The 23,857-nt window shown below is 69.4% G+C and carries 24 protein-coding genes; 9 read left to right on the forward strand and 15 right to left on the reverse strand.

Annotated elements, in window-relative coordinates:
- Nucleotides 1-208 precede the first annotated feature (208 nt).
- Nucleotides 209-895: a carbonic anhydrase gene (locus MFF24_RS16480; protein WP_108939509.1), complete on the forward strand. Its 687-nt coding sequence runs from the start codon at nt 209-211 to the stop codon at nt 893-895.
- A 343-nt stretch (nt 896-1,238) separates the two neighbouring features.
- Here MFF24_RS16480 and MFF24_RS16485 read toward each other — a convergent pair whose 3' ends face one another.
- A complete protein-coding gene (locus tag MFF24_RS16485) occupies nt 1,239-1,949 on the reverse strand; it encodes a DUF4142 domain-containing protein (protein WP_133088009.1) in 711 nt (236 codons plus the stop codon).
- Nucleotides 1,950-2,071: 122 nt separating this feature from the next.
- On the opposite strand from MFF24_RS16485, the gene MFF24_RS16490 reads away from it, so the two are divergent.
- The 4 genes from MFF24_RS16490 (at nt 2,072) to bfr (ending at nt 5,378) form a co-directional block, all read left to right on the forward strand.
- A complete protein-coding gene (locus tag MFF24_RS16490) occupies nt 2,072-3,211 on the forward strand; it encodes an acyltransferase family protein (protein WP_283214515.1) in 1,140 nt (379 codons plus the stop codon).
- 125 nt (nt 3,212-3,336) lie between these two features.
- Complete coding sequence (locus tag MFF24_RS16495) at nt 3,337-4,200, forward strand: universal stress protein (protein WP_108939512.1); 864 nt, start codon at nt 3,337-3,339, stop codon at nt 4,198-4,200.
- A gap of 366 nt (nt 4,201-4,566) precedes the next feature.
- The gene (locus MFF24_RS16500; RefSeq protein ID WP_108942857.1) at nt 4,567-4,836 is read left to right on the forward strand and encodes a (2Fe-2S)-binding protein; all 270 of its coding nucleotides are present in this window, start codon (nt 4,567-4,569) and stop codon (nt 4,834-4,836) included.
- A 44-nt stretch (nt 4,837-4,880) separates the two neighbouring features.
- Nucleotides 4,881-5,378: a bacterioferritin gene (gene bfr / locus MFF24_RS16505; RefSeq protein WP_108939513.1), complete on the forward strand. Its 498-nt coding sequence runs from the start codon at nt 4,881-4,883 to the stop codon at nt 5,376-5,378.
- A gap of 40 nt (nt 5,379-5,418) precedes the next feature.
- On the opposite strand, the gene msrA is transcribed toward bfr, so the two are convergent.
- Together msrA and msrB are read right to left on the reverse strand one after the other, a co-directional pair.
- Nucleotides 5,419-6,165, reverse strand: coding sequence for a peptide-methionine (S)-S-oxide reductase MsrA (msrA, locus tag MFF24_RS16510; protein ID WP_238225678.1), 747 nt, complete (start codon nt 6,163-6,165; stop codon nt 5,419-5,421).
- Nucleotides 6,166-6,206: 41 nt separating this feature from the next.
- A complete protein-coding gene (gene msrB / locus MFF24_RS16515) occupies nt 6,207-6,710 on the reverse strand; it encodes a peptide-methionine (R)-S-oxide reductase MsrB (protein ID WP_238225680.1) in 504 nt (167 codons plus the stop codon).
- A gap of 691 nt (nt 6,711-7,401) precedes the next feature.
- On the opposite strand from msrB, the gene metX reads away from it, so the two are divergent.
- Both metX and metW read left to right on the forward strand, forming a co-directional pair.
- On the forward strand, nt 7,402-8,619 hold the full coding sequence (gene metX / locus MFF24_RS16520; RefSeq protein WP_166058953.1) for a homoserine O-acetyltransferase MetX: 1,218 nt from the start codon (nt 7,402-7,404) through the stop codon (nt 8,617-8,619).
- 5 nt (nt 8,620-8,624) lie between these two features.
- The gene (gene metW / locus MFF24_RS16525) at nt 8,625-9,311 is read left to right on the forward strand and encodes a methionine biosynthesis protein MetW (RefSeq protein WP_238225682.1); all 687 of its coding nucleotides are present in this window, start codon (nt 8,625-8,627) and stop codon (nt 9,309-9,311) included.
- Between the two features lie 115 nt (nt 9,312-9,426).
- Here the strand turns inward: metW and MFF24_RS16530 are convergent, their stop codons facing one another.
- From MFF24_RS16530 to MFF24_RS16540, 3 genes are all read right to left on the reverse strand, one after another.
- Nucleotides 9,427-9,696: a BrnA antitoxin family protein gene (locus MFF24_RS16530; protein WP_238225684.1), complete on the reverse strand. Its 270-nt coding sequence runs from the start codon at nt 9,694-9,696 to the stop codon at nt 9,427-9,429.
- 13 nt (nt 9,697-9,709) lie between these two features.
- Nucleotides 9,710-9,994, reverse strand: a complete 285-nt coding sequence (locus tag MFF24_RS16535) for a BrnT family toxin (protein ID WP_238225686.1) — start codon at nt 9,992-9,994, stop codon at nt 9,710-9,712.
- A gap of 89 nt (nt 9,995-10,083) precedes the next feature.
- The gene (locus tag MFF24_RS16540; protein WP_238225688.1) at nt 10,084-10,875 is read right to left on the reverse strand and encodes a lysophospholipid acyltransferase family protein; all 792 of its coding nucleotides are present in this window, start codon (nt 10,873-10,875) and stop codon (nt 10,084-10,086) included.
- Between the two features lie 434 nt (nt 10,876-11,309).
- Between MFF24_RS16540 and MFF24_RS16545 the strand changes: the two genes are divergently transcribed.
- Complete coding sequence (locus tag MFF24_RS16545; protein ID WP_238225690.1) at nt 11,310-12,197, forward strand: phosphotransferase family protein; 888 nt, start codon at nt 11,310-11,312, stop codon at nt 12,195-12,197.
- Between the two features lie 11 nt (nt 12,198-12,208).
- On the opposite strand, the gene ggt is transcribed toward MFF24_RS16545, so the two are convergent.
- The 3 genes from ggt to MFF24_RS16560 all read right to left on the reverse strand — a co-directional run bounded on the left by ggt (nt 12,209) and on the right by MFF24_RS16560 (nt 14,813).
- Nucleotides 12,209-13,993, reverse strand: coding sequence for a gamma-glutamyltransferase (ggt, locus tag MFF24_RS16550; RefSeq protein WP_238225692.1), 1,785 nt, complete (start codon nt 13,991-13,993; stop codon nt 12,209-12,211).
- Nucleotides 13,994-14,106: 113 nt separating this feature from the next.
- A complete protein-coding gene (locus MFF24_RS16555) occupies nt 14,107-14,388 on the reverse strand; it encodes a hypothetical protein (RefSeq protein WP_133088020.1) in 282 nt (93 codons plus the stop codon).
- Nucleotides 14,389-14,624: 236 nt separating this feature from the next.
- The gene (locus tag MFF24_RS16560; RefSeq protein ID WP_108939524.1) at nt 14,625-14,813 is read right to left on the reverse strand and encodes a hypothetical protein; all 189 of its coding nucleotides are present in this window, start codon (nt 14,811-14,813) and stop codon (nt 14,625-14,627) included.
- 259 nt (nt 14,814-15,072) lie between these two features.
- On the opposite strand from MFF24_RS16560, the gene MFF24_RS16565 reads away from it, so the two are divergent.
- Nucleotides 15,073-15,444, forward strand: coding sequence for a hypothetical protein (locus MFF24_RS16565; protein ID WP_238225694.1), 372 nt, complete (start codon nt 15,073-15,075; stop codon nt 15,442-15,444).
- Between the two features lie 13 nt (nt 15,445-15,457).
- Here MFF24_RS16565 and MFF24_RS16570 read toward each other — a convergent pair whose 3' ends face one another.
- The 6 genes from MFF24_RS16570 to MFF24_RS28855 all read right to left on the reverse strand — a co-directional run bounded on the left by MFF24_RS16570 (nt 15,458) and on the right by MFF24_RS28855 (nt 23,599).
- A complete protein-coding gene (locus MFF24_RS16570) occupies nt 15,458-16,126 on the reverse strand; it encodes an OmpW/AlkL family protein (protein ID WP_238225697.1) in 669 nt (222 codons plus the stop codon).
- A gap of 211 nt (nt 16,127-16,337) precedes the next feature.
- On the reverse strand, nt 16,338-17,597 hold the full coding sequence (locus tag MFF24_RS16575; protein ID WP_238225699.1) for a GGDEF domain-containing protein: 1,260 nt from the start codon (nt 17,595-17,597) through the stop codon (nt 16,338-16,340).
- A 163-nt stretch (nt 17,598-17,760) separates the two neighbouring features.
- Nucleotides 17,761-18,747, reverse strand: coding sequence for a putative bifunctional diguanylate cyclase/phosphodiesterase (locus MFF24_RS16580; protein ID WP_238225701.1), 987 nt, complete (start codon nt 18,745-18,747; stop codon nt 17,761-17,763).
- 252 nt (nt 18,748-18,999) lie between these two features.
- On the reverse strand, nt 19,000-19,986 hold the full coding sequence (locus MFF24_RS16585; RefSeq protein ID WP_238225703.1) for a DUF808 domain-containing protein: 987 nt from the start codon (nt 19,984-19,986) through the stop codon (nt 19,000-19,002).
- A gap of 198 nt (nt 19,987-20,184) precedes the next feature.
- Nucleotides 20,185-22,221: a cysteine desulfurase gene (locus MFF24_RS16590; RefSeq protein ID WP_238225705.1), complete on the reverse strand. Its 2,037-nt coding sequence runs from the start codon at nt 22,219-22,221 to the stop codon at nt 20,185-20,187.
- Nucleotides 22,208-23,599, reverse strand: coding sequence for a family 2B encapsulin nanocompartment shell protein (locus tag MFF24_RS28855; RefSeq protein WP_108939529.1), 1,392 nt, complete (start codon nt 23,597-23,599; stop codon nt 22,208-22,210). The genes MFF24_RS16590 and MFF24_RS28855 overlap by 14 nt, the downstream gene beginning before the upstream one ends.
- Nucleotides 23,600-23,857: the final 258 nt, after the last annotated feature.

A 23,857-nucleotide genomic window follows, 5' to 3' on the forward strand; every position in this document is an offset into this window, starting at 1 on the left:
CGCGGCGAGGCCTGCTGACGCGTGCAGGTCCGGCGCCTGACGCGTCGCTGGCAGGATCGTGTTCGATCCGGCCCTTTCGGGCGCGCCATGAAATTACGCCCGCTACTCAGGATGTGCGCAAGCGCATCTGCCGGAGGGGATGGATTTCGAGCGTCAGATCGTTTGGTTAGCGCGTCCCACGACAGCAAGGATGAAAGGATAACCGACCATGTTCCCGCAGGTTCTGACCGATGGCTATCGCAGCTTTCTCGGCGAGCGGCTCCCCAGCGAGCGGCGCAAGTACGAGACGCTCGGCAAGGAAGGCCAGGAGCCTGAAGTGCTGCTGATCGGCTGCTGCGACAGCCGCGTCGCCCCGGAGGTGATCTTCGACACGGGGCCGGGCCAGATCTTCACGATCCGCAACGTGGCCAACATCGTGCCGCCCGCCGAACACGACACCGCCTATCACGGCACCTCCTCGGCGATCGAGTTCGCGGTCCAGGCCCTGAAGGTGAAGCACATTGTCGTGCTCGGCCACGCCACCTGCGGCGGCATCAAGGCCGCGGGGCTCGGCGCCGACCCGCTCTCGTCGGGCAACTACATCGGCCGTTGGGTCTCGCTGGTCGAGCCGGCGAAGAAGAAGCTCGATGAGGCCGGCGACACCCCGGACAAGGAAGGCTTCCTCACCCGCCTCGAATACGCGATGGTCGCCCAGAGCCTCGAGAACCTGATGACCTTCGACTTCATCCGCGAGGCCGTCGAGGCCGGCCGGCTGCACCTGCACGGCGCGCATTTCGGCATCGTCACCGGCGAGCTGCGTATCCGCGACCCGAAGACCGGCGAGTTCCAGTCGGTGGTCGAGCGCGATGGTCAGACGCTCTCCGCCTCCGCCCTGATCGGCTGCACCCAGGCGTAGGACGCCTCGCGGCCGCTCCAACGCCTCCGACACGTCTGCGGCGCCTCCGATCTCGGAGGCGCCGTTTTCGTGTTCGTACGCCGCGATAGGCGAGCGGCGCTTGCGGCTCGTCCATCAGACCCGCGCAGACCCGCGCACGAAAAGAGGCGGCGGACTCTCCGGTCCGCCGCCTTCAATCCCTGTCATACCAAATCCGGTTGGTCCCTTCGGGATGGCGGATTTGGCTTTCGGCGTGATCCCATCGCGCCCGCGCGATGGGATCTCCTCAAGCGCCGCGCGGGCTTGCTGATCCGATCCCCGCTTTGATGACGCGGAGACCGTATCAGAGCGCAGGACCGTCGCCTTAGCGGGCGCCGGGCAGGCGCTGGGCCTGGGCGTAGTGCTGCTGGAGCACCGGCAGGGCCTGCTGGGCGTAGTTGCGCAGGGCCGGATTCGGGCCGGACTGGGCGTAGGACTGCGTCATGCTGATCGACATCTGGTGCGCCATCACCTGCTGCTGACCGTAGAGGCGGTCGAAGCGGGCGCCGGGCGGCGTGGCATTCAGCTCGGCCAGCATCTGCTGCTGCTGCGGGTTCGGCTGCACCACGGTGGTGCCCGCGGTGGTGTCCGGGTCGAAGGCACGGGCGCCGGCGGCTGCGCCGCGGCTCAGGCCGGTGCCGGCGCCTTCGATCGCGCCGACCGGGCCACCCTGCAGGGTGCCGCCGACCACGCCGGTCGCCACACCCGTGGCCGCGCCGACCGCGCCGCCGGCGATGGCGAGCGGGGCCTCGACCAGACCGCCGACGAGGCCGCCGGGGCCGGCCTGACGGGCGGCCATGTAGTTGCGCTCGCCGCCGGCCAGGGCGACGTTGGCGGCCTGATGGTCACGCAGGGCCTCGCGGGCATAGGCCCGCACCGTCGGGTTACGGCTCTTCTGCAGCGCGATCTGAGCGGACTGGATCTCGAAGGCATTTGCCTGCATGGCGTCCAGGCGGAAATCGCCCCCGACCTGGGCGAAAGCGGGGGTCGCCATGGCAACGACGAGAGCGGACGCAGCAGCGTATTTCTTCAGCATACCTTACCTCAAATATCGGATTGTCGACATGCGGACTGGCCTCGACGACCGGATGGACCGGTCGAGGCCGTGAAGATCACTTCGACGCGTCAACGACGACCTTCCAGGCTGGTTCCCCAAATTTGATTAAGCTTTTTCATCCCGATCCCATTCGGGGAAAACTGGTCCTCGTACAAGGGCTTCGTGCCCTGGCTGCGCTGATGGTGGTCGTTCACCATGCGCAGAACGAGGCCGCGATCCTGGCCGGACGGACGGGAGCTGATTTCATTCCGCGCCACTGGCTGCCCTGGCCGGCGGGAGTCGACATCTTCTTCGTCATTTCCGGTTTCATCATCGTTCACGCGGCGGGCCCGCTCTATGGCCGACCGGGCGCGCGGAGCCGCTTCATCGCCCACCGCGTCGCCCGGCTCGTGCCGCTCTACTGGCTCGTGACCGGGCTCTATCTCGCCCTCGGTCTGGCCATGCCCGCCCTGCTCAGCGGCGAGGGCGGACCGCCGGACGCGGCGCGCACCCTCGCCTCCTTCCTGTTCTGGCCGATGGCCCGGCCCGACGGTGCGGTGCTGCCGCTCTACGGGCTGGGCTGGACCCTGAACTACGAGATGGCCTTCTACGCCCTGTTCGCCCTCGGCCTCGGCTTCTCCCGGCGCGGGGCTGTGGCGTGGCTGGTCGGCGCCCTGGCGCTTGTCGTGCTCGCCGGACAGCTGACCCCCGCGGCGCCGGTCCCCCTCGCCTTCTGGTCCGACCCGATCGTGCTCGAATTCGCCTTCGGCGCCGGCCTCGGCCTTCTGCGCGCGGATGGGTTTCGCCTCCACGCGCCGTCCCGGGCCGCGCTCGCCGCCGCCGGCCTGTTCGGCCTGGCCCTCGCTCCCTCCGAGACGAGCGTCCGCCTCCTCGCCTGGGGCCTGCCCGCGGCCTTCCTCGTCGCGGCGGCGGTGCTCGGCCGGGACCGGCCCGAATCCGTGCCCGGCGGCGGGGCCGCCCGCCTCCTCGGTGCGGCCGAGCGGCTGGGTGATGCCTCCTACGCCCTCTACCTGCTGCATCCTTTCGTTCTGCGGGCGGTCCGCGAGGGGCTGCTGCGCACCGGTCTCGCGGCCCCGCTCGGCCCCTGGCCGAGCCTCGTCCTGTTGGTCGTGCTGACCCTGCCGGCGGCGCTCCTCGTCCACCGTTGGGTGGAGCGGCCGCTGACCCGCCTCGTCCGCCGCCGGCTCGAACCCGCCCAGCCGGCCGCGGCGCCGGACAGCGCGGTGACGCGTGAGCGATGACGGCGGGAACGGCGACGCGGGCGGGGATGACGGCCTGCCGCGCGGTTTTCCCAGGCGCCGTTTCGATCTAGCCTTTCGGCGCCCGACACGTCCCTCTCGCTCCTCGCCGTTTTCGGAGGCCGGCCATGAAGACCCTGCTCGTTCCGGTCACCCTCCACGACGCCCTGCCCTCGGTCTTCGCCACCGCGGTGCTGGTGGCGCGCCGCTTCGGCAGCCTGATCGAGGGCGTCGCCCTGCGCCCGGCGCTCGCCGAATACGTCCCCGTGGACATGGTCGGCGGCATGACGTGGCTGCGCGACGAGGAGGCCGACCAGGCCGAGGCGCAGGATGCGGGTCAGCGCTTCGTCGCGGCGATGGAGGCGGCGGGGCTCCCCCGGCGCGAGCCCGGCGCCTCCTGCGCCCCGGATGCGGTGGCCAATGCCGGGCCGCGCTACCGCTGGCAGCCCGACGTGCCGCCCGGCGACGCCTTCCTCGGCCAGTACGCGCGGCTGTTCTCGGCGACCGTGGTCGGGCGCCCCGGCGCCGATGACGGCGCGCCGCGCATGACCACCTTCGAGACCGCCCTGTTCGAGAGCGGGCGCCCGATCCTGCTGGCGCCGCCCGCGGCTCCCACCTGTCTCGGCGAGGCGATCCTGATCGCCTGGAACGGCTCGACCGAGACGGCGCGGGCCATCGCCTTCGCCATGCCCTTCTTGCGCCGGGCCCGGCGCGTGCTCGTGCTCAGCGCCGAGGGCGGAATGGTGCCCGGCCCGAGCGCGGAGGACGTGGCCCGCTCGCTCGCCTGCGAGGGGATCGAGGCCGAGCACAAGGCGCTGCCCGCCGGCCGCCGCACCCCCGGCGAACTCTATCTCGACACCGCCGAGTCGTTCGGCTGCGACCTCCTGATCAAGGGCGCCTACACCCAGAGCCGCCTGCGCCAGATGATTTTCGGCGGGCCGACCAGCCACATCCTGTCGCATGCGACGGTGCCGGTGCTGATGGCGCACTGAGAAGCGGCGCTCGCGCGTCCACGAGCCCAGGATTTGGGCCTGCGCGGATTTCGCGTTTCCGGTGAACACGTTCGACGCCGGACCGATCGACCCGTGAGCCGGCTCCGGGGCGCCACTGCCGTTTCGCGGCCGGCCGCGGCGAAGGCTCGCGCCGTATTCAATTGGGCCCTTCAGGAGTTGCCAGGACCGTCTTCGATGGCTAAATTCCTGAAAAGGTTGAAGTTTTCAATCATTCTAATCTGCACTCGCCTCAAATCGGCCTGTTTCCGGTGGCTTTGAGCGACGCGAATGATCGGAAGGCTTCGGGCTCCGCCGGTTCTCACGGGCCAGCATTTCCGACAGGCACGACAGGTTGCGATCGCCCGCATGATTGTCTGCTCTTGCAACGTCCTCTCCGACGGACAGGTGCGCGCGTGCCTGCAACCGGGGCCGGGCTGTCCCCGCACCCCGGCCCAGGTCTATGGCTGCCTCGGCTGCAGCCCGAAATGCGGACGCTGCGCCCGCACCATCCGTTCGATCCTGCGCAAGGCCATGGATGAGGCCGCGCCCGCTCACGCTTGCTCGACCGCGTGCGAAGCGTCTTGCAGTTTGGGATCATTCCAAACTACAAGGGAGCGGGAGGGCGTCGCAGCCTGAGACGAGCGGTCGCTCGTCCCGACGCCTCACGAGGAGAGTGACGGATGAAGGGCGATGCCAAGGTCATCGAGTATTTGAACCGGGGCCTGCGCAGCGAGCTGACGGCCGTCAACCAGTACTGGCTGCACTTCCGTCTGCTGAACGACTGGGGCTACGTCGACCTCGCCAAGTTCTGGCGCAAGGAATCGATCGAGGAGATGAACCACGCCGACCGGTTCATCGACCGGATCCTGTTCCTCGACGGCTTCCCGAACCTGCAGGAGCTCGACCCGCTGCGGATCGGCCAGAACGTGCAGGAGATCATCGAGTGCGATCTCGCCGCCGAGAACGAGGCGCGTGCGCTCTATCTCGAAGCCGCCAAGTACTGCGATTCGATCAACGACCGCGTCTCCAAGCGGCTGTTCGAGGATCTGGCCGAGGACGAGGAAGGCCATATCGACTTCCTTGAGACGCAGCTCGACCTGATCGGGCAGATCGGCCTGCCGCTTTACGCCCAGCGCCATGTCGGCGGCCTGGAGCAGATCGCGCCCGAGAAGGAGTGATCCTTCCTGTCCCCTCCCCGCGCGGGGAGGGGAGCCCCGGTCAGGCCGGCGGGCGGCCGACCAGCACCGGCTGGGCGTTCGCCCGCTCGGGGAACAGCGCCTTCAGGTCCCGCAGCTTCGGCGCGTCGTTGGCGACGATGTAGCTGTTGGTCGGGTGGAGCGTCATGTAATCTTGGTGGTAGCCTTCCGCCGGGTAGAAGGCGCCGGACTCGATCTTTGTGGCGATGGGCTTCGAGAACGCCTTCGCCCCATCGAGCTGGGCGATGTAGGCCCTGGCTACCCTCGCCTGCTCCGCATCCGCGGGAAACAGCGCCGAGCGGTATTGCGGGCCGGTATCCGGGCCCTGCCGGTTCACCTCGGTCGGATCGAGCGCCACCGAGAAGAAGATCTGCAACAACTCGTCGTAGCGCACCACCGCCGGATCATAGGTCACCTGCACCGCTTCCGCGTGGCCGGTGCGGCCGGTGCCGACCGCGTCGTAGCGGGCGCTCGCCTGCGTGCCGCCGGCATAGCCGGAGACCGCGTTCTTCACGCCCTTCACGTGCTGGAACACGCCCTGCACGCCCCAGAAGCAGCCGCCGGCGAAGGTCGCCGTGCGCAGGTTCGCGCCGCCCTTCGCTTCATCCCCGGCTAGCTCCTGGGCCGTGATCGCCGCCTCCGGCAGGCGCCGTCCGCCCTCCTCCGCCGTGGCGGAGACCGGGGGCAGGGCCGCGCCGGCGAGAAGGGCGAGGCCGGCCAAGCCGCCGATGACGTAAGAGGTGAGCGGGCGGAAGCGTTCGCGCGTCATGGTCGTGCTCCTCGGATGTGGTCCTCGTTCCAGCCCGCCTGTCAGGCTGGGCCGTCGGCGGCGGGCTCGAAGCGCAGGGAGACGCCGTTCATGCAGTAGCGCAGGCCCGTCGGCTTCGGTCCGTCATCGAAGACGTGGCCGAGATGGCCGCCGCAGCGGCGGCAATGCACCTCCGTGCGGCGCATGCCGTAGGCGGTGTCGACCTGCGTGCCGACCGCGTCGGGAAGCGGTTCGAAGAAGCTCGGCCAGCCGGTGCCGCTCTCGAACTTGGTCTTGGAGGAAAACAGCGGCAGGTCGCAGCCGGCGCAGGAGAAGCGGCCCGCGCGCTTCTCGCCGTTGAGCGGACTCGTATAGGCCCGCTCGGTGCCGTGCTCGCGCAGCACCCGGTAGGCCTCGGGCGAGAGCCGCGCGCGCCACTCGGCCTCGGATTTCTCGATCTCGAAGCCTGCCGCGGCAGCGGGAGAAGTCGATAGGCCCGCGAGACGGGCGGCGGCGAGCAGGCCGAGCAGCGAGGCGCCGGCTCGCAAGGTCTGGCGGCGGTTCATGCGCGGAACTCCGACTGATCAGGCCCGGCGGCGCGCGAGGGAGACGATCTCCCCGGCGGTGCGGGCGGCACGTACAGGATCATCAATCGCGCGCAATCGATAGCACGGAAGGGCCTCGGCCGCCGCGAAGACGAACCGCCGCAGGTATCCGTGTGGGGATGCGGGCAGCCTCGCTCACACCGGTGCGAAAAGAGCAAAGAAAACCCCGCGGCCGGTGAAGGCGCGGGGCAAGGAGGGTTGGTGTATGACATCCTCGGAGGGACATCCGAGGCAGGAGCAGCGTTAAGGCGCAGCCGCTTGGCCTGCATTGACATCCGTTAGGGTTGTGCCGGCCTCGGAGGCTCGCTGTCGGGTTCGATCCGCCCCAGGGCCTCGCCGCTCGCGGCCACATCCCGTCAAGCGCGTTCCAATCCGGCTCGGTTTCCGCTCCGCAGCGGGGCAGCGCATGGCGGCGGAGGGCCAGAGTCGAGGGCATGTGCGCCGCGGCACCGTTGTCCGGTCCGCCCACCGCGTCGCCGCGCCCCGGCGCGTTGACGCTCGGGGATGCGCACATTACCTCCTTGGGGCAGCCGGCCAAGACAGGCTCTCAAGGTACGCGCGCGGGCGCAACCGTGACCGCCCGCACGACCGGCGGGACGGTCGATGCCGGGCCGCTCGGGACCGGTTCCAGGGCCGGCACCCGGGACATGCCATGGATTCCACCCTCACCCCGAACGCCGAGCGCGACGCCGAGACCGTCCGGCAGGAGAGCGCGCGCCGGGCGGTCTACGAGGCCTCGCCGGCCTCCGACCCGCGCAGCCCGGTGATGCTGTTCTCCGCCGACGAACCGCTCGCGATGGATTCGGGTGCGCGCCTCGGGCCCTTCCAGATCGCCTACCAGACCGCCGGCACCCTCAATGCCGCCCGCTCGAACGCGGTTCTGATCTGCCACGCCCTCACCGGCGACCAGCATTTCGGCCAACCCCACCCCGTGACGGGCAAGCCCGGTTGGTGGGAGACGCTGGTGGGGCCGGGCAAGCCGGTCGATACGAACCGCTACTTCGTCGTCTGCTCCAACGTCATCGGCTCCTGCATGGGCTCGACCGGGCCGGCCTCGCTCAATCCGGAGACCGGCCGCCCCTACGGGCTCGACTTTCCCCTGGTGACGATCCGCGACATGGTCCGCGCCCAGGCGATGCTGCTCGACCGGCTCGGCATCTCGGACCTGTTCCTCTGCATCGGCGGCTCTATGGGCGGGATGCAGGTGCTGCAATGGGCCTCGCTCTTCCCCGAGCGGGTCTTTGCGGCGATGCCGATCGCCACCGGCGCGCGCCACTCGGCGCAGAACATCGCCTTCCACGAGGTCGGCCGGCAGGCAATCATGGCCGATCCGGCCTGGGCCGACGGGCGCTATCTCGAAGCCGGTACGCGGCCGGCCAAGGGCCTCGGCGTCGCGCGGATGGGTGCGCACATCACCTACCTGTCCGAGCCGGCCCTGCACCGCAAGTTCGGCCGCCGCCTGCAGAACCGGGCAGCGCCGACCTTCTCCTTCAACGCCGACTTCCAGATCGAGAGCTACCTGCGCCACCAGGGCCTCAGCTTCGTCGAGCGGTTCGACGCCAACGCCTACCTGTATCTCACGCGGGCGATGGATTATTTCGACCTCGCCGAGGACCATGGCGGGGTGCTGGCCAACGCCTTCCGCGGCTCGAAGACCCGCTTCTGCGTGATGTCCTTCACCTCGGACTGGCTGTTCCCGACCGCCGATTCCCGCGCCATCGTCCACGCGCTCAATGCCGTGGCGGCCCCCGTCGCCTTCGTCGAGGTCGAGAGCGACAAGGGCCACGACGCCTTCCTGCTCGACGAGCCGGCGATGTTTTCCGCGGCACAAGGCTTCATCGACGCGGCGGCCCGCGCCCGAGGACTCTAGACACGATGAGCGAGAGCTTCACCGACGCCGCCTCCGGCGTGCCGTGGGACGCCGCCGAGTCCCTGCCCCGCGGCGAGGGCGCGACGCGTATCGACCACATCGTCGTGCTCGGCCTCGTGCCACCGGGGGCGCGCGTCCTCGATATCGGTTGCGGCGACGGCTCGCTCCTGGCGCTCCTGCGCGACCGGCGCGGCGTCGATGGCCGCGGCATCGAACTCTCGCGCGAGGGCGTCAACGCCTGCCTCGCCCGCGGCCTGCCGGTGATCCAGGGCGACGCCGACACCGATCTCGCCAACTACCCCGACGACGCCTTCGACGTGGTGGTCCTGTCCCAGACCATCCAGGCGACCCGCAACCCGCGCATCGTGCTGGAGCACCTGCTGCGGATCGGGCGGCAGGTCATCATCTCGTTCCCGAATTTCGGCCATTGGCGGGTGCGGGCCGAACTCGCTTTCCGCGGCCGGATGCCCGTCACCGAGATCATGCCGGAGACGTGGTACGAGACCCCCAACATCCACCACTGCACGATCCGTGACTTCGTCGGCCTCTGCCGCGACGTCGGCGCCCGCATCGAGAAGGCCACCGCCCTCGACGCGCGGGGGCGCCCGATGCGCTTCTCGATGCCGTGGTGGTTCTGGAACCTGATCGGCGCGCAGGGGGTGTTTTTGCTCAGGCGCGGCGGAAGGGAGTAAGAGTGCCTCACAAAATTCCCGGTCATCGACCGTTCTCGCTCTGGCGAGGACAGCGCGGCGGGAGTTTTGTGAGAGACACTAAGTTCCGGGTCTCCCGAAGCTTTGCGAGAGCTGGTCAGCCCGCTCTCTCCTTCGCCCGCACATAGCTCTTGAGCACGGCGTTGATCCGGGATTGATAGCCCTTTCCGGTGCCCCGGAAATGCCTGAGCACATCGGGATCGAGACGGAGGGTGATCTGCTCCTTGGTCTCGACTTCGACGGGCTGTGCCGTGTTCCAGAACTCGGCCGGGATCATGCCGGCATCCGGGTCAGCGGCGGCACGACGCTCGACCTCGTCGTCGGTCAACGCGTTGAAAGCACCGCTCAGCGGTGCGGCGGGCGGCATGTCGTCGAGGCTGTCAAACCGGACGAGCTTGTCGTGCGGTCGTGTAGGCTTTTCGGTCATGTCGGCTCGCCTTCCATGCTGAGATGATGCGAACGTCCCCATCGCGCAGGGTGTAGACCACCCGAAGCACCTCGTTGTCGTACTCCCCAAGGGCGATGAAGCGGCGTTCGCCATAGTCGCGCCGGGTGTCTTCGCGGATCAGCCGGAAGCCCCGAAAAATTTCAGCCGCCTGACGGAAGCCGATGAGGTGCTTGGCTTGGTTGGCCGCATCCTTCTCGAGGTCCCACTGAAAGCCCATGCTCGAGGCGTAACTACAAAACGTAGTTCCAGCAAGATCGTTTCATGTCGGCCCGGTGAAACCGATCCCATCCTGTCGATGGACCGGCCTCACAGCGTCCCCGACGTATCCACCGATGGCGCCGAGCCGCCCATCGCCACGGCGACGGGGTGACCGTGGCGGGCGAGATCGGCGCGCCCTTCCGCGAGCAGCGCGTCGGAGGCCGTCTCGATCCGCGTCTGCACCTCTTTGAGGAAGTCGCTGCGGGACAGGCCCGGCGGGATCACCGGCAGGAACTCGATCACCGTCGTGCCCGGCATCCGGCGGAAGCCCCGGCGGCGCCAGTACAGGCCGGTGTTCAGCGCCACCGGCAGGCAGGGCACGTTCAGGGCCGTGTAGAGGTGGGAGGCGCCCTGCTTGTAGGCCGGCGGTGCCCCCGCCGGACGGCGGGTGCCCTCGGGGAAGATGATGAGCTGGCGCCCGTCGCGGATCGCCTGCGCCGCCGCCTTGTTCATAGCCGCCATCGCCCGGGCGCCCTTCGAGCGGTCGATCGGCACCATGCCGCCGCGGGCGAAGTACCAGCCGACCACCGGGACCCACATCAGCTCGCGTTTGAGCACGTAGCCGAAATCATCGAACGGGATCGTCAGCGCCAGCGTCTCCAGCGCCGATTGGTGCTTGGCGGCGACCAGCAGCGGACCCTTCGGGATGTTCTCCAGGCCGCGGAACTCCACCCGCGTGCCGCCGACGACCCGGAGCAGCCACAGCACCGTGCGGCCCCAGAACTGCGCCACCCGGATCACGCCCTTGCGTGTGACGAACGCGGGCAGTCCCAGGATCGCGATCAGAGCGGTCGCGACGTAGAACGAGAGGTTGAAGGCGAGCGAACGGAGGAGGAGCATCGGTGGTCCGCGTGAGAGTGCCGCTCCTTTATCGCGGGTGCCCGCTCTTGCCCACCGTCGCTCGGCGGAAACCCCTCGCCGCTCGATGTGAGCTGTCACACCGACCGCCACGCGTCTCTCCCGCAGGCTGTCGATGCGGTGAAGGCCATCGCCCGGACCAACTCGAAGCCGGTGACGTCGATTGGTGGTCCGATCGAGCGGGGTGTGCTTCTGCGCACATCGATGTCAGTATATCTTTTGATTAAATAGGATTTAATTCAGAAATATTTCGACTTCGTCAAATGTTGGAATATTTTACGCGGACTTGTTCTGTATCGTTGCTTAACAAAAGGCATTTACACTTGATCACCCTGTTGGTATCGCTCGGTTAAGGGGACGCAGAGGGCATTCGCGAGCGAAAGGACCCTCCTTGGAGCGCGCGGGGAGCGGCATCCATGATCTGTGCCCCGTCCCTCTCCTTCTCTTGCCCGCTCGGCTTTGTGCCGGATCGCATCGGGGCCGGCCGTTCCTCGGAGGTGTTCGCCGAGGGGCCGGACCGGGTGGTGAAGCTCTACCGGCAGCCCTTCGAGCCGCAGGCCGTGGTCAACGAGTTGGCGGCGAGCCGCCTCGCCCACGGCTTCGGCCTGCCGGTGCCGCGAGCCTTCGGCCTCGTCGGCCGGGCCGGGCGCACCGGCATCCTGTTCGCGCGTCTCGACGGGCCACCGATGATGGTGCGCTACGCCTGCAACCCGTTCGGGCTGCTTCTGGCGCTGCGCCGCATGGCGCGGATCCAGCACGCGATCCATGCCTGTCCCGCTCCGGGCCTGCCCTCGCAGCATGGCCGCCTCCGCCACCAGATCGCGGGGGCGCGGGTGCCCGAGCCGCTGCGCGCGGCGGCGCTGGCCGCCCTCGACCGCCTGCCGGCAGGCGACCGCCTCTGTCACGGCGACGTGCATCCCGGCAACGTCATCGCGACCTCGGCCGGGCTGCACCTGATCGACTGGCAGAAGGCCGCCGCCGGTAATCCTGCGGCGGACGTGGCCCGCTCCGAACTGATGCTGCGCTACGGCCGGTTCGGACCGGCCTGGTTCAGCCGGCTACCCCCCGTGCGGACGGCGCGCCGGCTGATCGCGGCGTGGTACGTGGCGAGCTACCGCGCGGCGAGCGGCCTGCCGCAGGAGGCGATCGCCGCGTGGCGCCTGCCGGTGGCGGTCGCGCGCCTGTTCGGCCAGCCCGCCGGCACCGACGCCGAATTGCTGGCCGCGATCGAGGCGCTGGCCCGCCAAAGTCCGGAGTTCGAGAAGGCGATCGTTTTCGCGGGTCTAGGGCAGAACCCTGGTTGAGGGACCGTCCCTCACAATCCTTCGGCCAAGGTCCCGCGCTGACGCGGATCGGACGCGCCCGCCAGCAGGCCGTCCTCGGCCATCACCGAATTGGCCGAGCCCGAGGTCGCGCCGACCTTCACATTGTGGCCCTTGGCCCGCAGCAGGGCGAGGGTATCGGGCGAGATCCCCTCCTCGGCCATCAGCACGTCGGGCTGCCACTGGTGGTGGATGCGCGGGGCCGCGACGGCTTGCGCGAGGTTCATGCGGAAATCGAGCACGTTCACGATGACCTGGAGCGTGGTCGTGATGATGCGGCTGCCCCCCGGACTTCCGGTGACAAGGAACAGCCGGCCGTCCCGAAACACGAAGGTGGGCGTCATCGAGGAGAGCGGGCGCGCTCCCGGCGCCACGGCGTTGGCCTCGCCGCCGACGAGGCCGTAGGCGTTCCGCGCCCCGGTCTTGGCGGAGAAGTCGTCCATCTCGTTGTTGAGCAGCACTCCCGTGCCTTCGGCGACGAGCCCGATCCCGTAGGAGAAGTTCAGCGTATAGGTGTTGGAGACGGCGTTGCCCTCGGCATCCACCACCGAGAAATGCGTGGTCTGGTCGGATTCGTACGGCAGCGGGTTGCCGGCGCTCACCTCGGCCGCGGTCTTCGCCCGCTCCGGATCGATCTTTTCGCGCAAGCCGGCGGCGTACGCTTTATCCGTGAGCCCGGCGACGGGGACCTTGGTCCGCGAAGGGTCGCCGAGCCAGGTGGCCCGGTCGGCATAGGCCGGCTTCATCGCCTCGGCCAGCGTGTGCAGGGCCCCGGCGCTGCCTGCCCCCATGCCGGCGAGGTCGTAGCCCTCCAGGATGTTGAGGATCTCGATGAGATGCACCCCGCCGGAGCTCGGCGGCGGCATCGAGACGATCTCGTAGCCGCGATAGGTGCCGCGCACCGGCGTGCGGATCTCCGGCCGGTAGGCGGCGAGGTCGGCCGGCGTCATGATCCCGCCCGCGCCCTGCACCGCCGCCGCGATTTTTTCAGCGATCGGCCCCTCGTAGAAGGCGTCCGGCCCGCGCTCGGCGATCGTCTTCAGGGTGTCGGCGAGGTCGGTCTGGCGCAAGGTCGCGCCGCGCGGGAGCACGTGGTCGCCGTCAAAGAACACCGCCCGGCTCGACGGCCACTGTCCAAGGAGCCCCGAGGCCCGCGGCAGGGAATCGGCGAGCCCCGATTCGACCGGGATGCCGTCGCGGGCGAGTTTTTCCGCTGGGGCGATCAGTTCGGCGAGCGTCAGCTTGCCCGAGCCGTAGCGCCGGTGCGCCTCGGCGAGGCCCCGCACCGTGCCGGGCACGCCCACCGCCTTGCCGGAGCGGGTGGAGGCGGCGCGGTCGGGCTCGCCCTGCGGGTTCAGGAACATGTCGGCGGTGGCGGCCGCCGGGGCGGTCTCGCGGTAATCGATCGCGATCGTTTCCCTGGGCGTCGCGCGATGCACCATCATGAAGCCGCCGCCGCCGACATTGCCCGCTCGCGGCAGGGTCACGGCCAGCGCGAAACCGACCGCCACCGCCGCATCGACGGCGTTGCCGCCCTTCCGCAGGATCTCGACCCCGACGCGGGTGGCGAGCGCGTCCTGCGACGAGACCATGCCGCGGCTGGCGAGAACCGGCAGGAGGCGGGCCTCGTCCGACTGAATCGGCGGCGTCTCGGGCGCAGGCGGCACTACCGGCGCTTGGACTGGCGCTTGGGCCTGCGTCTGGGCCTGGACCGTCCCCGCAAGGGAGGCGGCGAGGACGAGCGCGAGGGCGACGCGAGCGGGCGAGGTCGGATTCATGGCCCGAACTTATCGCAAATGCGAGGCGCGGCCATGCGGCTTGCTGCGCCTGACGTGCCGCGCGCGTGTATCGTCCCGAACGGTCGGCCCCGGATTTCGGGGCAGCCGATGCTCTATTGCCCACTTAAGGACGGGCCGCCCGCGGTGCCGCCGGTGCCGGGTGGTCCGCTGGTCGGGGTGCCGCCGATCACCGCGCCCGGCGTGCCGCCGACGACCGCCGGCTCGTTCGGGGTGCCGGCCGGAGGGACGCCCGTATCCGGACCCGGCACCGGCCGCGATCCCGTGGCCGAGGCCTTGGGGCTCGGCGGTGAGGGACGTCCCTCTTCGGCCGCTTGAACCGCGGCCGCCGTCGGGATGCTCAGCGCCAGCGCCAGCACGATCGTGGTGAGCCGCATGGGGTGTCCTGTGCGAGGGAGATGCGAGGAAAGGCAGCCTCCCTCAACCCGATGGCTTCCGGAAAGTTCGCGCGGGTCCGTTCCGGCGCGGGCGCGAACCGGATGCGAGGCCCGGTCGCGGTGCCACGGCGATGGACGCCGCGCCGAGGCCGAAGGCACGGCGCCGGTATCCCACTCCCGAACGGCTCGAGAGTGGGTATCGGCACCGGCCGTCCTGCGGTAGCGGGGCGCGTGGGTCAGGCCTCTCCCACCTCGTCCCCGTCGAGGATCGATTCCAGATCGCCCGTGAGCGCGTCGAGCTGCTCCGAGGTCGCCCGGATCTTGAACTTCGTTCCGTCCTCGGCTTCCACCGCGATCTCGATGTGGTCCTCGACCTTCGCGGCGAGCGCCTGTCTGAGGGTGTAGGTGGTCACGTCCTTGGCCATGCGGTCTCCCGTAGCGGCGTTGATCGTCGGGAGGTGGGAAGCGCCGTGGAGCGGACTCGTTCCTTCGACGGCCCGTCATCGGCTCTCGGGTCGCTCGCTCGGCGATCCGTTAAGTCGGTCTTGATGGCTTCGGGAGCATCTCGCCGCCATGAACGCGCCGAGGCTCCTCACCGCTCCGTTCGTTGCTCGATCCAAGGCTTCGTGCTTGGCTTCGTTCTTGGCTTCGTGCTTGGGTTCGTTCTCGGCCTTGGTCCCGGTCTTGTCGCTGGTCTTTTCGCTGGTCTTGGCCCTGTCCGTGATCGGCGGCAGCCTCGGTGCCGCGGCGGCCGGCCTGCACGATCTCGACACCCTCGAAGCGGCTTGGCACGGCTGCGTGCGGGAGGCCTATGCCCGGCAGCGGCCGGAGCAGGGCCGGGTCGGCGCACAGCGCAACACCCTCGACGAGTGCCGGGAGCACGAGGACCGGCTGGTGGCCGCCACGATGCGCGAACAGGTTCGCGCGGATGAGGCCGCGCGCCGGGCCGGCCTTCCCCTGAGCGTCCGGGCCGGCGCTTGGGCGGCCTCGGTTGCGGCCTACGTGGTCGATCCCGTGAGCTCGTGGTTGCAGGGCTGGCGCGGCGCCGCCCGCTGAGGGCGGCTTCCGCTCAGAAGCGGTAACCGACGCCCGCGCCGATGATCAGCATGTCGAGCCTCACGGTCGTGCTGCCGGCGCCGATCCGCGAGACCTGTGCCGGCAGGAAGATCTTCTTGATCTCCATGTTGGCGTACCAGTTGCCGACAAGGTGATAGTCGAATCCGGCCTGGAGCATCGGTCCCAGTTGCGGATCGGCCTTCATCTTCGTGACGAACGGCTTCGCCGGCTCGTAGGCGATCGGATGGGTGTAGCCGGCACCTGCGCCGAGATACGGGTTGAAGGCGTTGCCGGGCAGGAAATGGAACTGGACCGCGCCGGTCATGGAGAAGCTCCACGTCGAGCCGATCGGCAGGTCGCCGATGAACGACCCGCGGATCGAGGTCCGGGTCGACACGACGCCGGCCTGGGCCGCCACCGCGAAATGATCGGACAGGAAATAGGTCACGTCGAGATCCGGCAGGGCGCGCGCGGGGGTGATGACGCGCCCGCCGATCGGCTCGATGCGCGAGTACTGGCCGACCGGGATCGAGCCGATGACCCGGCCCCGAACGAGGAGGCTCCCGGCGGTCAGCCCCCCCGCGGGCGCCGTATCCGCGGCCGGCTCGGCTGCCTGACAGGGAGCGGAGGCCCCGAGCAGGCAGAGCGCGGCTGCAAGCGAGAAGACCCGCCGCGCCGCCATCGACATCGGTTCAGGGAGCCCCTCCCTGCTCTTGCCGCGCGGTGGCGGCCGGCGCCGGAGCGATGTCCGATTCTGTGCAGGCCCCTCGGCAGGACCCTCGGCAGGACGCTCGGCAATGCACTCGGAAGGAGGCCCCCGCCGGGAAGAGGAGAGAGACAGGGCGATACGGTCGAACATGGATCGTTTTTTCAGGAACCCGTGAGAAATCGTTTCAGGCTGGCTCGGACCGCGGCTGTCCGGCGATCTGGATGGCGTCCATGGCTCCGCGAAGCCCGGAGAGCGGCTCCGTTCGGGCGGCTTTGATGTCCGGCTGAGACAGGGGCCGTTCCAGGCAGACCCGATTGCGGCCATCCCTCTTGGCGGCGTAGAGGGCCGCGTCCGCACGGGCCAGGGCAGGCTCGATCCCCACCTCGCCGGCCGCCACGATCGAGACCCCGATGCTGGCGGTCACGGTCACGGCCGCTCCGTTGACGGTGAAGGGCTGCCCTGCCACCGCACGTCGCAGCCGCTCGGCGGCCGCAACGGCGGGGTCGACGTCGTCGGTGGCCTGATCGAGCACGATCAGGAACTCCTCGCCGCCCCAGCGGGCGATGATGTCGTTCTTCCGCACCACGTTGCGCAGCCGCTCCGCGAAGCCGATCAGAACCGCGTCGCCGCCATCGTGTCCGTAGGTGTCGTTGAGCGACTTGAAGTGGTCGATGTCGGCCAGCAGAATCGCGCAGCGCGGCGGGGGAGAGGCGGGGCTGGCCCGCCGATTGATCGCCGCGAACAGCCCGCGCCGGTTCGCGAGCCCGGTGAGGGGATCGGTCTCGGCCAGGCGGCTGATCTTCAGGTTCGCGCGCTCGCCCACCATGGCGAGGTAGCCGACCTGGATGAAGACCCCGCACCATAGATCGAACACAAGCGGGTAGATGCCGCTCTCGGGCGAAGCGAGGCGCTCGCTCGCGAAATGGACCGCGCCGATCGACAGCAGGAAGGTGCAGAGATACCCGCTGAAGCCCAAGAGGACGACGTATTGGGTCCACAGGCGCATCGAGGCGGGAGTCCTCAAGATCTCCAGGATGCACAGCGCGGTGCTCAGTGCGATGCAGCCGAACACCGTGGTCAGGCTCCACGGCATCGATGCCCCGGCCTGCTGCAGGACGCCGTAGGGCAGGCCGGAGGCGAGGGTGAGCACGATGGTCAGCGGAATGCGGGGTGTCCGCTCGTAGAAGAGGCGCAAGCCCACCCAGGACAGGGCGAGGCTCGCGCCGTACAGGATGTAGACGACGCTTCCCTTGGCGGCATTCAGCGGAACGCTCGGCGGATCTCCCAGCATCAGGAACGAGGCCACCAGCGAGCTGCACAGCGCGCTGGCCCAGACACCGAAGTAGATCTCGCGCGGATGCCGCAGCAGAGTGACGAGAAACACCATGACGAAGGCGAGGCGAGAGCTGATGCTGGCGACCTGAAGCGTGGTTAAGTCGAGCATGGCCGTTCAAATCCTCTGAGGAAGGCCGGCACGTCTGGGTGTCTCGGCGCAGGAGCGGATGGCCGCTTCTGCGAAAGGCACGTCACAAAGGCGGTTCGGACCCGATCCTGCCGGTCGTCCGAGCGTGACCGGCCGAGCGTGACCGGCCGAGCGGGGCGGCACATCACGGGGCCGCGCGTCTCGTGGATCGCCGTTGTCGTGCGGCCTCGCTCCGTCGCTGCCTGCGCGCCTCCTCCCGGAGAAGAGACGTCGCGGCCGCGCTCGCCAGGGGACGGCTGAACAGGAAGCCCTGCAGCTCCGCGGAACCGATTTCGCGAAGGATCCGCGCTTCGTCCTCGGTCTCGATTCCCTCGGCCGTCACCGCCATCCCGAAATGATGCGCGATGTCATGCATCGTCCGGATCAGGAAGCGGCTCTCCCGTCTCTCGCTCATGGCTCGGATGAACGAGCGGTCGATCTTGATCCTGTCGAAGGCGAAGCTCTGCAGGTAGCCGAGCGACGAGAATCCGGTTCCGAAATCGTCGAGGGCGATGCTGACACCGAGCGCGCGAAGGCCGACGATGCTGCCGAGTGCGACGGCCGCGTCCCTCATCAGGACGCCCTCGGTCAGCTCCAGTTCAAGGCGGCCGGGCGCCAGTCCGCTCGCGTCCAGGGCGGCGGCGACTCGGGCCTCGAAGCCCGGCTCCTGCAACTGAACCGGTGAGACGTTCACCGAGACCCGGCAGATGTCCGGCCACGCCGCCGCCTCCCGGCAGGCGGTTTCGAGAACCCATGCGCCGACCGGGATGATGTCCTGCGTCCTCTCGGCTACCGGCACGAAGAGTGCGGGTGAGATCGACCCCAGGGACGGATGATCCCAGCGCAGCAGTGCTTCGCAGGCCGTGATCGCCCCCGTCGCCGCCGACAGGATGGGCTGGTAGACGAGCGAGAACTCTTCCTCGGACAGGGCCGTCCGGAAATCTGCGCTCTGTAGATCCTCGATGCGAGGTTGGATGGACCGGGCGCCCGCGACGCCGTCCCCGGTCGATAACATCGTATCGAGGCTCCGCGCCGCCAGACCGGACACGGCCGAGTGCGCGATCGGATCGGGAGGCGGCCGGCCCTCTCCAGAATACGAGCCGTCCGGCGGCAGGTCCGGCTCGCTTCTCATGGCCGAAGCTTCGTGAGGGATGCTGCACGCATCGTGTTCCAGGCCGCCCCGCGCATGTCCCGAGCCGAGGCTGCCGGGCATTCTATGCAACAAAAGATAATCGGCGGGACCTAAGGAAAAGTTATCGTATGTTGGCCTATCTCCACGAATTCGGCGGTCGCCAAGGGCCGGAGGCGGACATCGGATGCGGAGGTGTATTCGCCGGCTGGATGCGCAGGGCGGATGCGCTCATTCGGTGACGCGCGTCCGGTATCAAGCCTCTTTGTTGCGCGTCGGCAGAAATCGCGTCGCCGCTTTCCAGGCCGGTGCCAGAACCTTGCCGGCGAGCGGGATCAGCGCGAAGCCCGCGATCAGCCCGATCACGCCCGCGCCGGCGGCGGTGACGAGCCATTCGATCGCTCCTCCGATCGCCGGCACGGCCTTGCCCGCCGCCACCGCGGCCTCGTGGATCAGGTGTTCGGGACCGGCGAAGCCGTAGCCCGCGAGGCTGTGGACGATGATGCCGCCGCCGACCCACACCATGGCCGCCGTGCCGAGAACGGCGAGGCCCTTGAGGAACACGGGCATGCCGCGCACCAGCCCGCGGCCGATCGCGGCGAGCACGCCGCTGCCGCGCTTGGCCAGGGCCAGACCGATGTCGTCGGCCTTCACGATCAGGGCGACCGCACCGTAGACCGCGACCGTGATGCCGAGCGCGACGACGGCCATCACCACGGCCCGCGACCAGACCGTGCCGTCGCTCAAGCCCGACAGGGTGATGGCCATGATCTCGGCCGAGAGGATGAAGTCGGTCTTGATCGCGCCGGAGACCCGCTGGTTCTCCAGGACCTGCGCATCCGGCGCGGACGCCTTCGCCGCCTCCTCGTGCGCGTGGGCCGCGTGCGGCGCGATCATCTCGTAGACTTTCTCGGCGCCCTCGTAGGCGAGATAGAGGCCACCGAGCAGCAGGAGCGGCGTGATCGCCCAGGGCGCGAAGGCGCTGAGCAGCAGCGCCACTGGCAGCAGGAACACCAGCTTGTTGATCAGCGAGCCGCGGGCGATGCGCCAGACGATCGGCAATTCACGGTCGGGCGAGAAGCCGACGACGTAGCGGGGCGTGACGGCGGCATCGTCGATCACGACGCCGGCCGCCTTGGTCCCGGCCTTGGCGGCCTGGGCCGCCACGTCGTCCAGCGAAGCGGCCGCGACCTTCGTCAGGGCAACGACGTCATCCAAGAGGGCTAGCAGTCCGACGCTCACGATCGCCTCATCCGTTCCACGCTCGGCGACCATATGGCGCGGCATAGCTTTTGGGCGAGGACGCATCCCGTCAGGACGGATCGTCCTCGCGCCGACAGCGGGCGGCGAGCGGGCTTGCGGCAGGATGCTGGGACGTCATCGATGGCCTCGCGCGCCGTCCCGAAGCCGGCACGGCGCGCGAGGGGCGATCGGCGCGCGTCAGGTCCGCGGCAGGCTGTGCAGCGCTTTCAAGAAGACGTCGACCTCGGCGCGCATGTTGTAGAAGGCGAGCGAGGCGCGCACCGACTGATCGACGCCGAAGCGGCGCAGGGCCGGCAGGGCGCAGTGATGGCCCGAGCGCACGGCGATGCCGTGCCCGTCGAGATGGTGGGCCACGGCCTCGTTCGCCTGCCCCTCGATGGTGAAGGACATCACGCTCGCCTTCTCCCGCGCCGTGCCGATCAGGCGCAGCCCCCGCACCTCGGCAAGCCCTTCTTGCGCATAGTCGAGCAGGTCGTGCTCGTAGGCCGCGATGGCCGGCAGCCCGATGCTCTCCAGGTAGTCGAGGGCCGCGCCGAGGCCGACGGCGCCTGCGATATCGGGCGTTCCGGCCTCGAACTTCTCCGGCGCGCCCTTGTAGACGGTGCGCGTGAAGGTGACGTCCTCGATCATGTGGCCGCCGCCCTGCCAGGGGGACATCGCTTCGAGCAGCGCGGTCTTGCCGTAGAGGGCACCGATGCCGGTCGGGCCGAACACCTTGTGCCCGGAGAAGACGAGGAAGTCGGCGTCGAGCGCCTGCACGTCGAGCGGCATGTGCGGCGAGGATTGCGCCGCATCGACCAGCACCGGCACGCCGTAGGCATGCGCCAGCGCGATGATCTCGCGGATCGGGTTCACCGTGCCGAGGGCGTTGGCGACATGTGTCACCGAGACGATCTTGGTGCGGCCCGACAGCAGCGCCGCGTATTGCTCGAAGATGATCTCGCCGCGGTCGTTGACCGGGATGACACGGATCGTCGCGCCCGTCGCTTGCGCCAGGAGCTGCCAGGGCACGATGTTGGCGTGGTGCTCGATCGTCGAGAGGATGATTTCGTCGCCGGGGCCGATGTTGGCCCGCCCGTAGGAATTGGCGACGAGGTTGATCGCCTCCGTGGTGCCGCGCAGAAAGACGATGTCGTCCTTGCTCGGCGCGTTGAGGAAGCGGCGCACCGCCTCGCGTCCGCCCTCGAACAGGTCGGTGGAGCGCGCCGCCAGCGTGTGCGCGGCCCGATGGATGTTCGAGTTGTGCCGGCCGTAGAACTCCGAGGTCGCGTCGATCACGTCTCGCGGCTTGTGCGTGGTCGCGGCGTTGTCGAGCCAGATCAGGGGATGCCCGTTCACGCTCTGGTGCAGGGCTGGGAAGTCGCGCCGCACGCTCTCGACATCGAAGGGCGCGGCGACCGGGCTCGACCCGTGCGAGAGCGCCCGCGGGGCGGGACCCGGATCACGGCTCGGCTCGACCCGCGGGGCGGCCGGCGCCTTACGGGCGGGGCCGGGGCCGAGGTTCAGGAAGTAGTAGTCGGACGCTGGCGCTTCGGGCGTCCGCGACAGGCGCCCGGTCTTGCGAAACCTTTCCTGCGCCTCGTCCACATCGGCCCGCGACGGGTCGGCGGGAACGAGATGCGGCGCCAGCGCATGCGCGAAGGCGTTGGCCCGCGGATGGTCCGCCGCGATCTGCCGGTGCAGGTCCAGACCGCCGGGCAGGGTCGCCGCCAAGGCTGGCGCGCTGGGAAGCGTACCGTTCGCGAATCCGAAATCCGGCAGGCTCGGCCGCGGGCTCGCCGGATGGACCGGCGGGATCGCGGCTGTGTCGAGGAAGGCCGGGCTCGCGGGGGCGAGATTCGGCAGGCTCGGGCCGGAGAGGCCCGGCACACCGGCCGGCGGCGCCCCGAAGGATCGTGCCGCGCGTGCCGAGGCGTCCGGCTGCCCGCCGGAGGGCTGCCCCCCGGCCGGGGCCGAGGGGAGGCCGATGGCACCGCTTGGGAGCGGCGCGCCGCCCGGCCCCTGGGGCAGGCTCTCGAGGGCCTGCGGCACCTGCGGGCCGGCCGGCAGCGTCGGGGCGAAAGGCTGGCTCGCGGCCTGCCCCTGCCCGTAGATCTCGCGGGCGAGCCGCCCGACGAGATCCGCGTGCAAGCTGGATTGGGCGAGCTCGCCCGGATTCCCCGAGGGGATGCCGGGAGCGGACAATCCCAAGGGTCCGGCCTCAGACGTAGTCATGGTAGTTGCCGAGCAGCACGTTATCGAGACGGGCGATCGCGTCCTCGACCAGCACGGCGGCCGAGAAGTAGCGGGTCACGAGGTGCGAGGCGATGGAGTGGTCGTTGGTGCCCATGTAGCGCACCGACAGGCCCGGCTCGATCTCGCCGGTGACACCCGACTTGTGCAGGCCGACCACGCCCTGCTCGCCCTCGCCAACACGCACCAGCAGGATCGAAGTGGTCTGGGCACCCGTCACCGGGTCGATGTCGATCGGCAGCTTGTCGCTCGGCACCAGCGGCACGCCGCGCCAAGTGATGAAGGGCGCGCCGAACAGGTGCACCACGACCGGCGGAACGCCGCGACGGGTGGCTTCCCGGCCGAAGGCCGCGATGGCGCGGGGATGCGCCACGAAGAAGGCCGGCTTCTTCCACACCAGCGTCAGCAACTCGTCGAGATCGTCCGGGGTCGGCGGGCCGCCGCGGGTCGGGATGCGCTGGCGTCCGCTCACCTCGTTGAGCAGGCCGAAAGCCGAGTTGTTCAGAAGCTCCCACTCCTCGCGCTCCTTCACCGCATCGACGGTGAGGCGGATCTGCTCGCGGAGCTGGTCGATCTCGTTCGAGTAGAGATCGGTGACGCGGGTATGGGTGTTGAGGATCGTCTGGATCGTCGAGAGATGGTACTCGCGCGGATCGACCTCGTAATCGACGAAGGTGGTGGGCAGGCGCGGCTCGCCGGCATGCACCGCCAAGAGCTCGATGCCCTGCTCGCCGTAGGAGTTGGTGTGGCCCTTCAGGCGGTCCCGCTCCTCTTGGTGCTGGGTGATCTTGGCCCGGATCTCGTCGTTCTCGATCGCGGCGCGGTCGAGGGTCAGAAGGGTCACGGCCGAGAGAGCCTTTACTGCCGGCGCCGGGGCGGCCTCGCCGACGAGGTCGTCGTCGCCGAAATAGTCGCCGCGGGTGGCGAGCCCCTGGCGCAGCCGGCCCTTGTAGGGGCCCGACAGCGTCAGCTCGACCGTGCCGTCGGCGACGACCACGAGGCTGCGGCCGGTCGAGCCCTCCTCGTGGATCACCTCACCGGCCTTGTGCCGGCTCTCGGTGAACTTGGCCGCGAGTGCGGCGAGTTCGGCATCACCCAGGCGGCTGAACAGCGGCACGGCGCGCAGCGAGCCCGGGCGCACGACGCGGCCCTTGTCCTCCACGCCGAGGTCGATGCGGCCGGGCTTGGCCAGCACCACCGCCCTGCGGTTCACACGGTAGACGCCGCCCGGCACGTCGACGAAGGGCAGGAGCCGCAAGAGCCAGCGCGGCGTGTTGGCCGCGTTCTGGACCGAGGTGACGGTCGCCGTCGCAAGATTGCGTGCGGCTGAGGCGCTGACGCTCAAACCCGGTCCGCTCATCGTCTGTTGTCTCCGTCGTCTTCGGCTGGTGGCTTGCGCGGCGTCCGGCCCGCGAGGGGCCGCGGCACAGGACGGTGCGGCCGCGATGAAGCGATCCGCGCGAAACCTGACAAACAGGTCGCGAGGATTGGTGTCGGCGCGCGGACATGCGCGCCGATGCAAGTTGTCGTTTGCGGTTTTGCGGCTGAATCAGTCTTTCTGCGCCGCAATTCAGGGATAGGCGAGGCGATAAACCTGGGTCAACGAAACAATATTCTA

Source organism: Methylorubrum aminovorans (assembly GCF_022179725.1).
Taxonomy (GTDB): domain Bacteria; phylum Pseudomonadota; class Alphaproteobacteria; order Rhizobiales; family Beijerinckiaceae; genus Methylobacterium; species Methylobacterium aminovorans.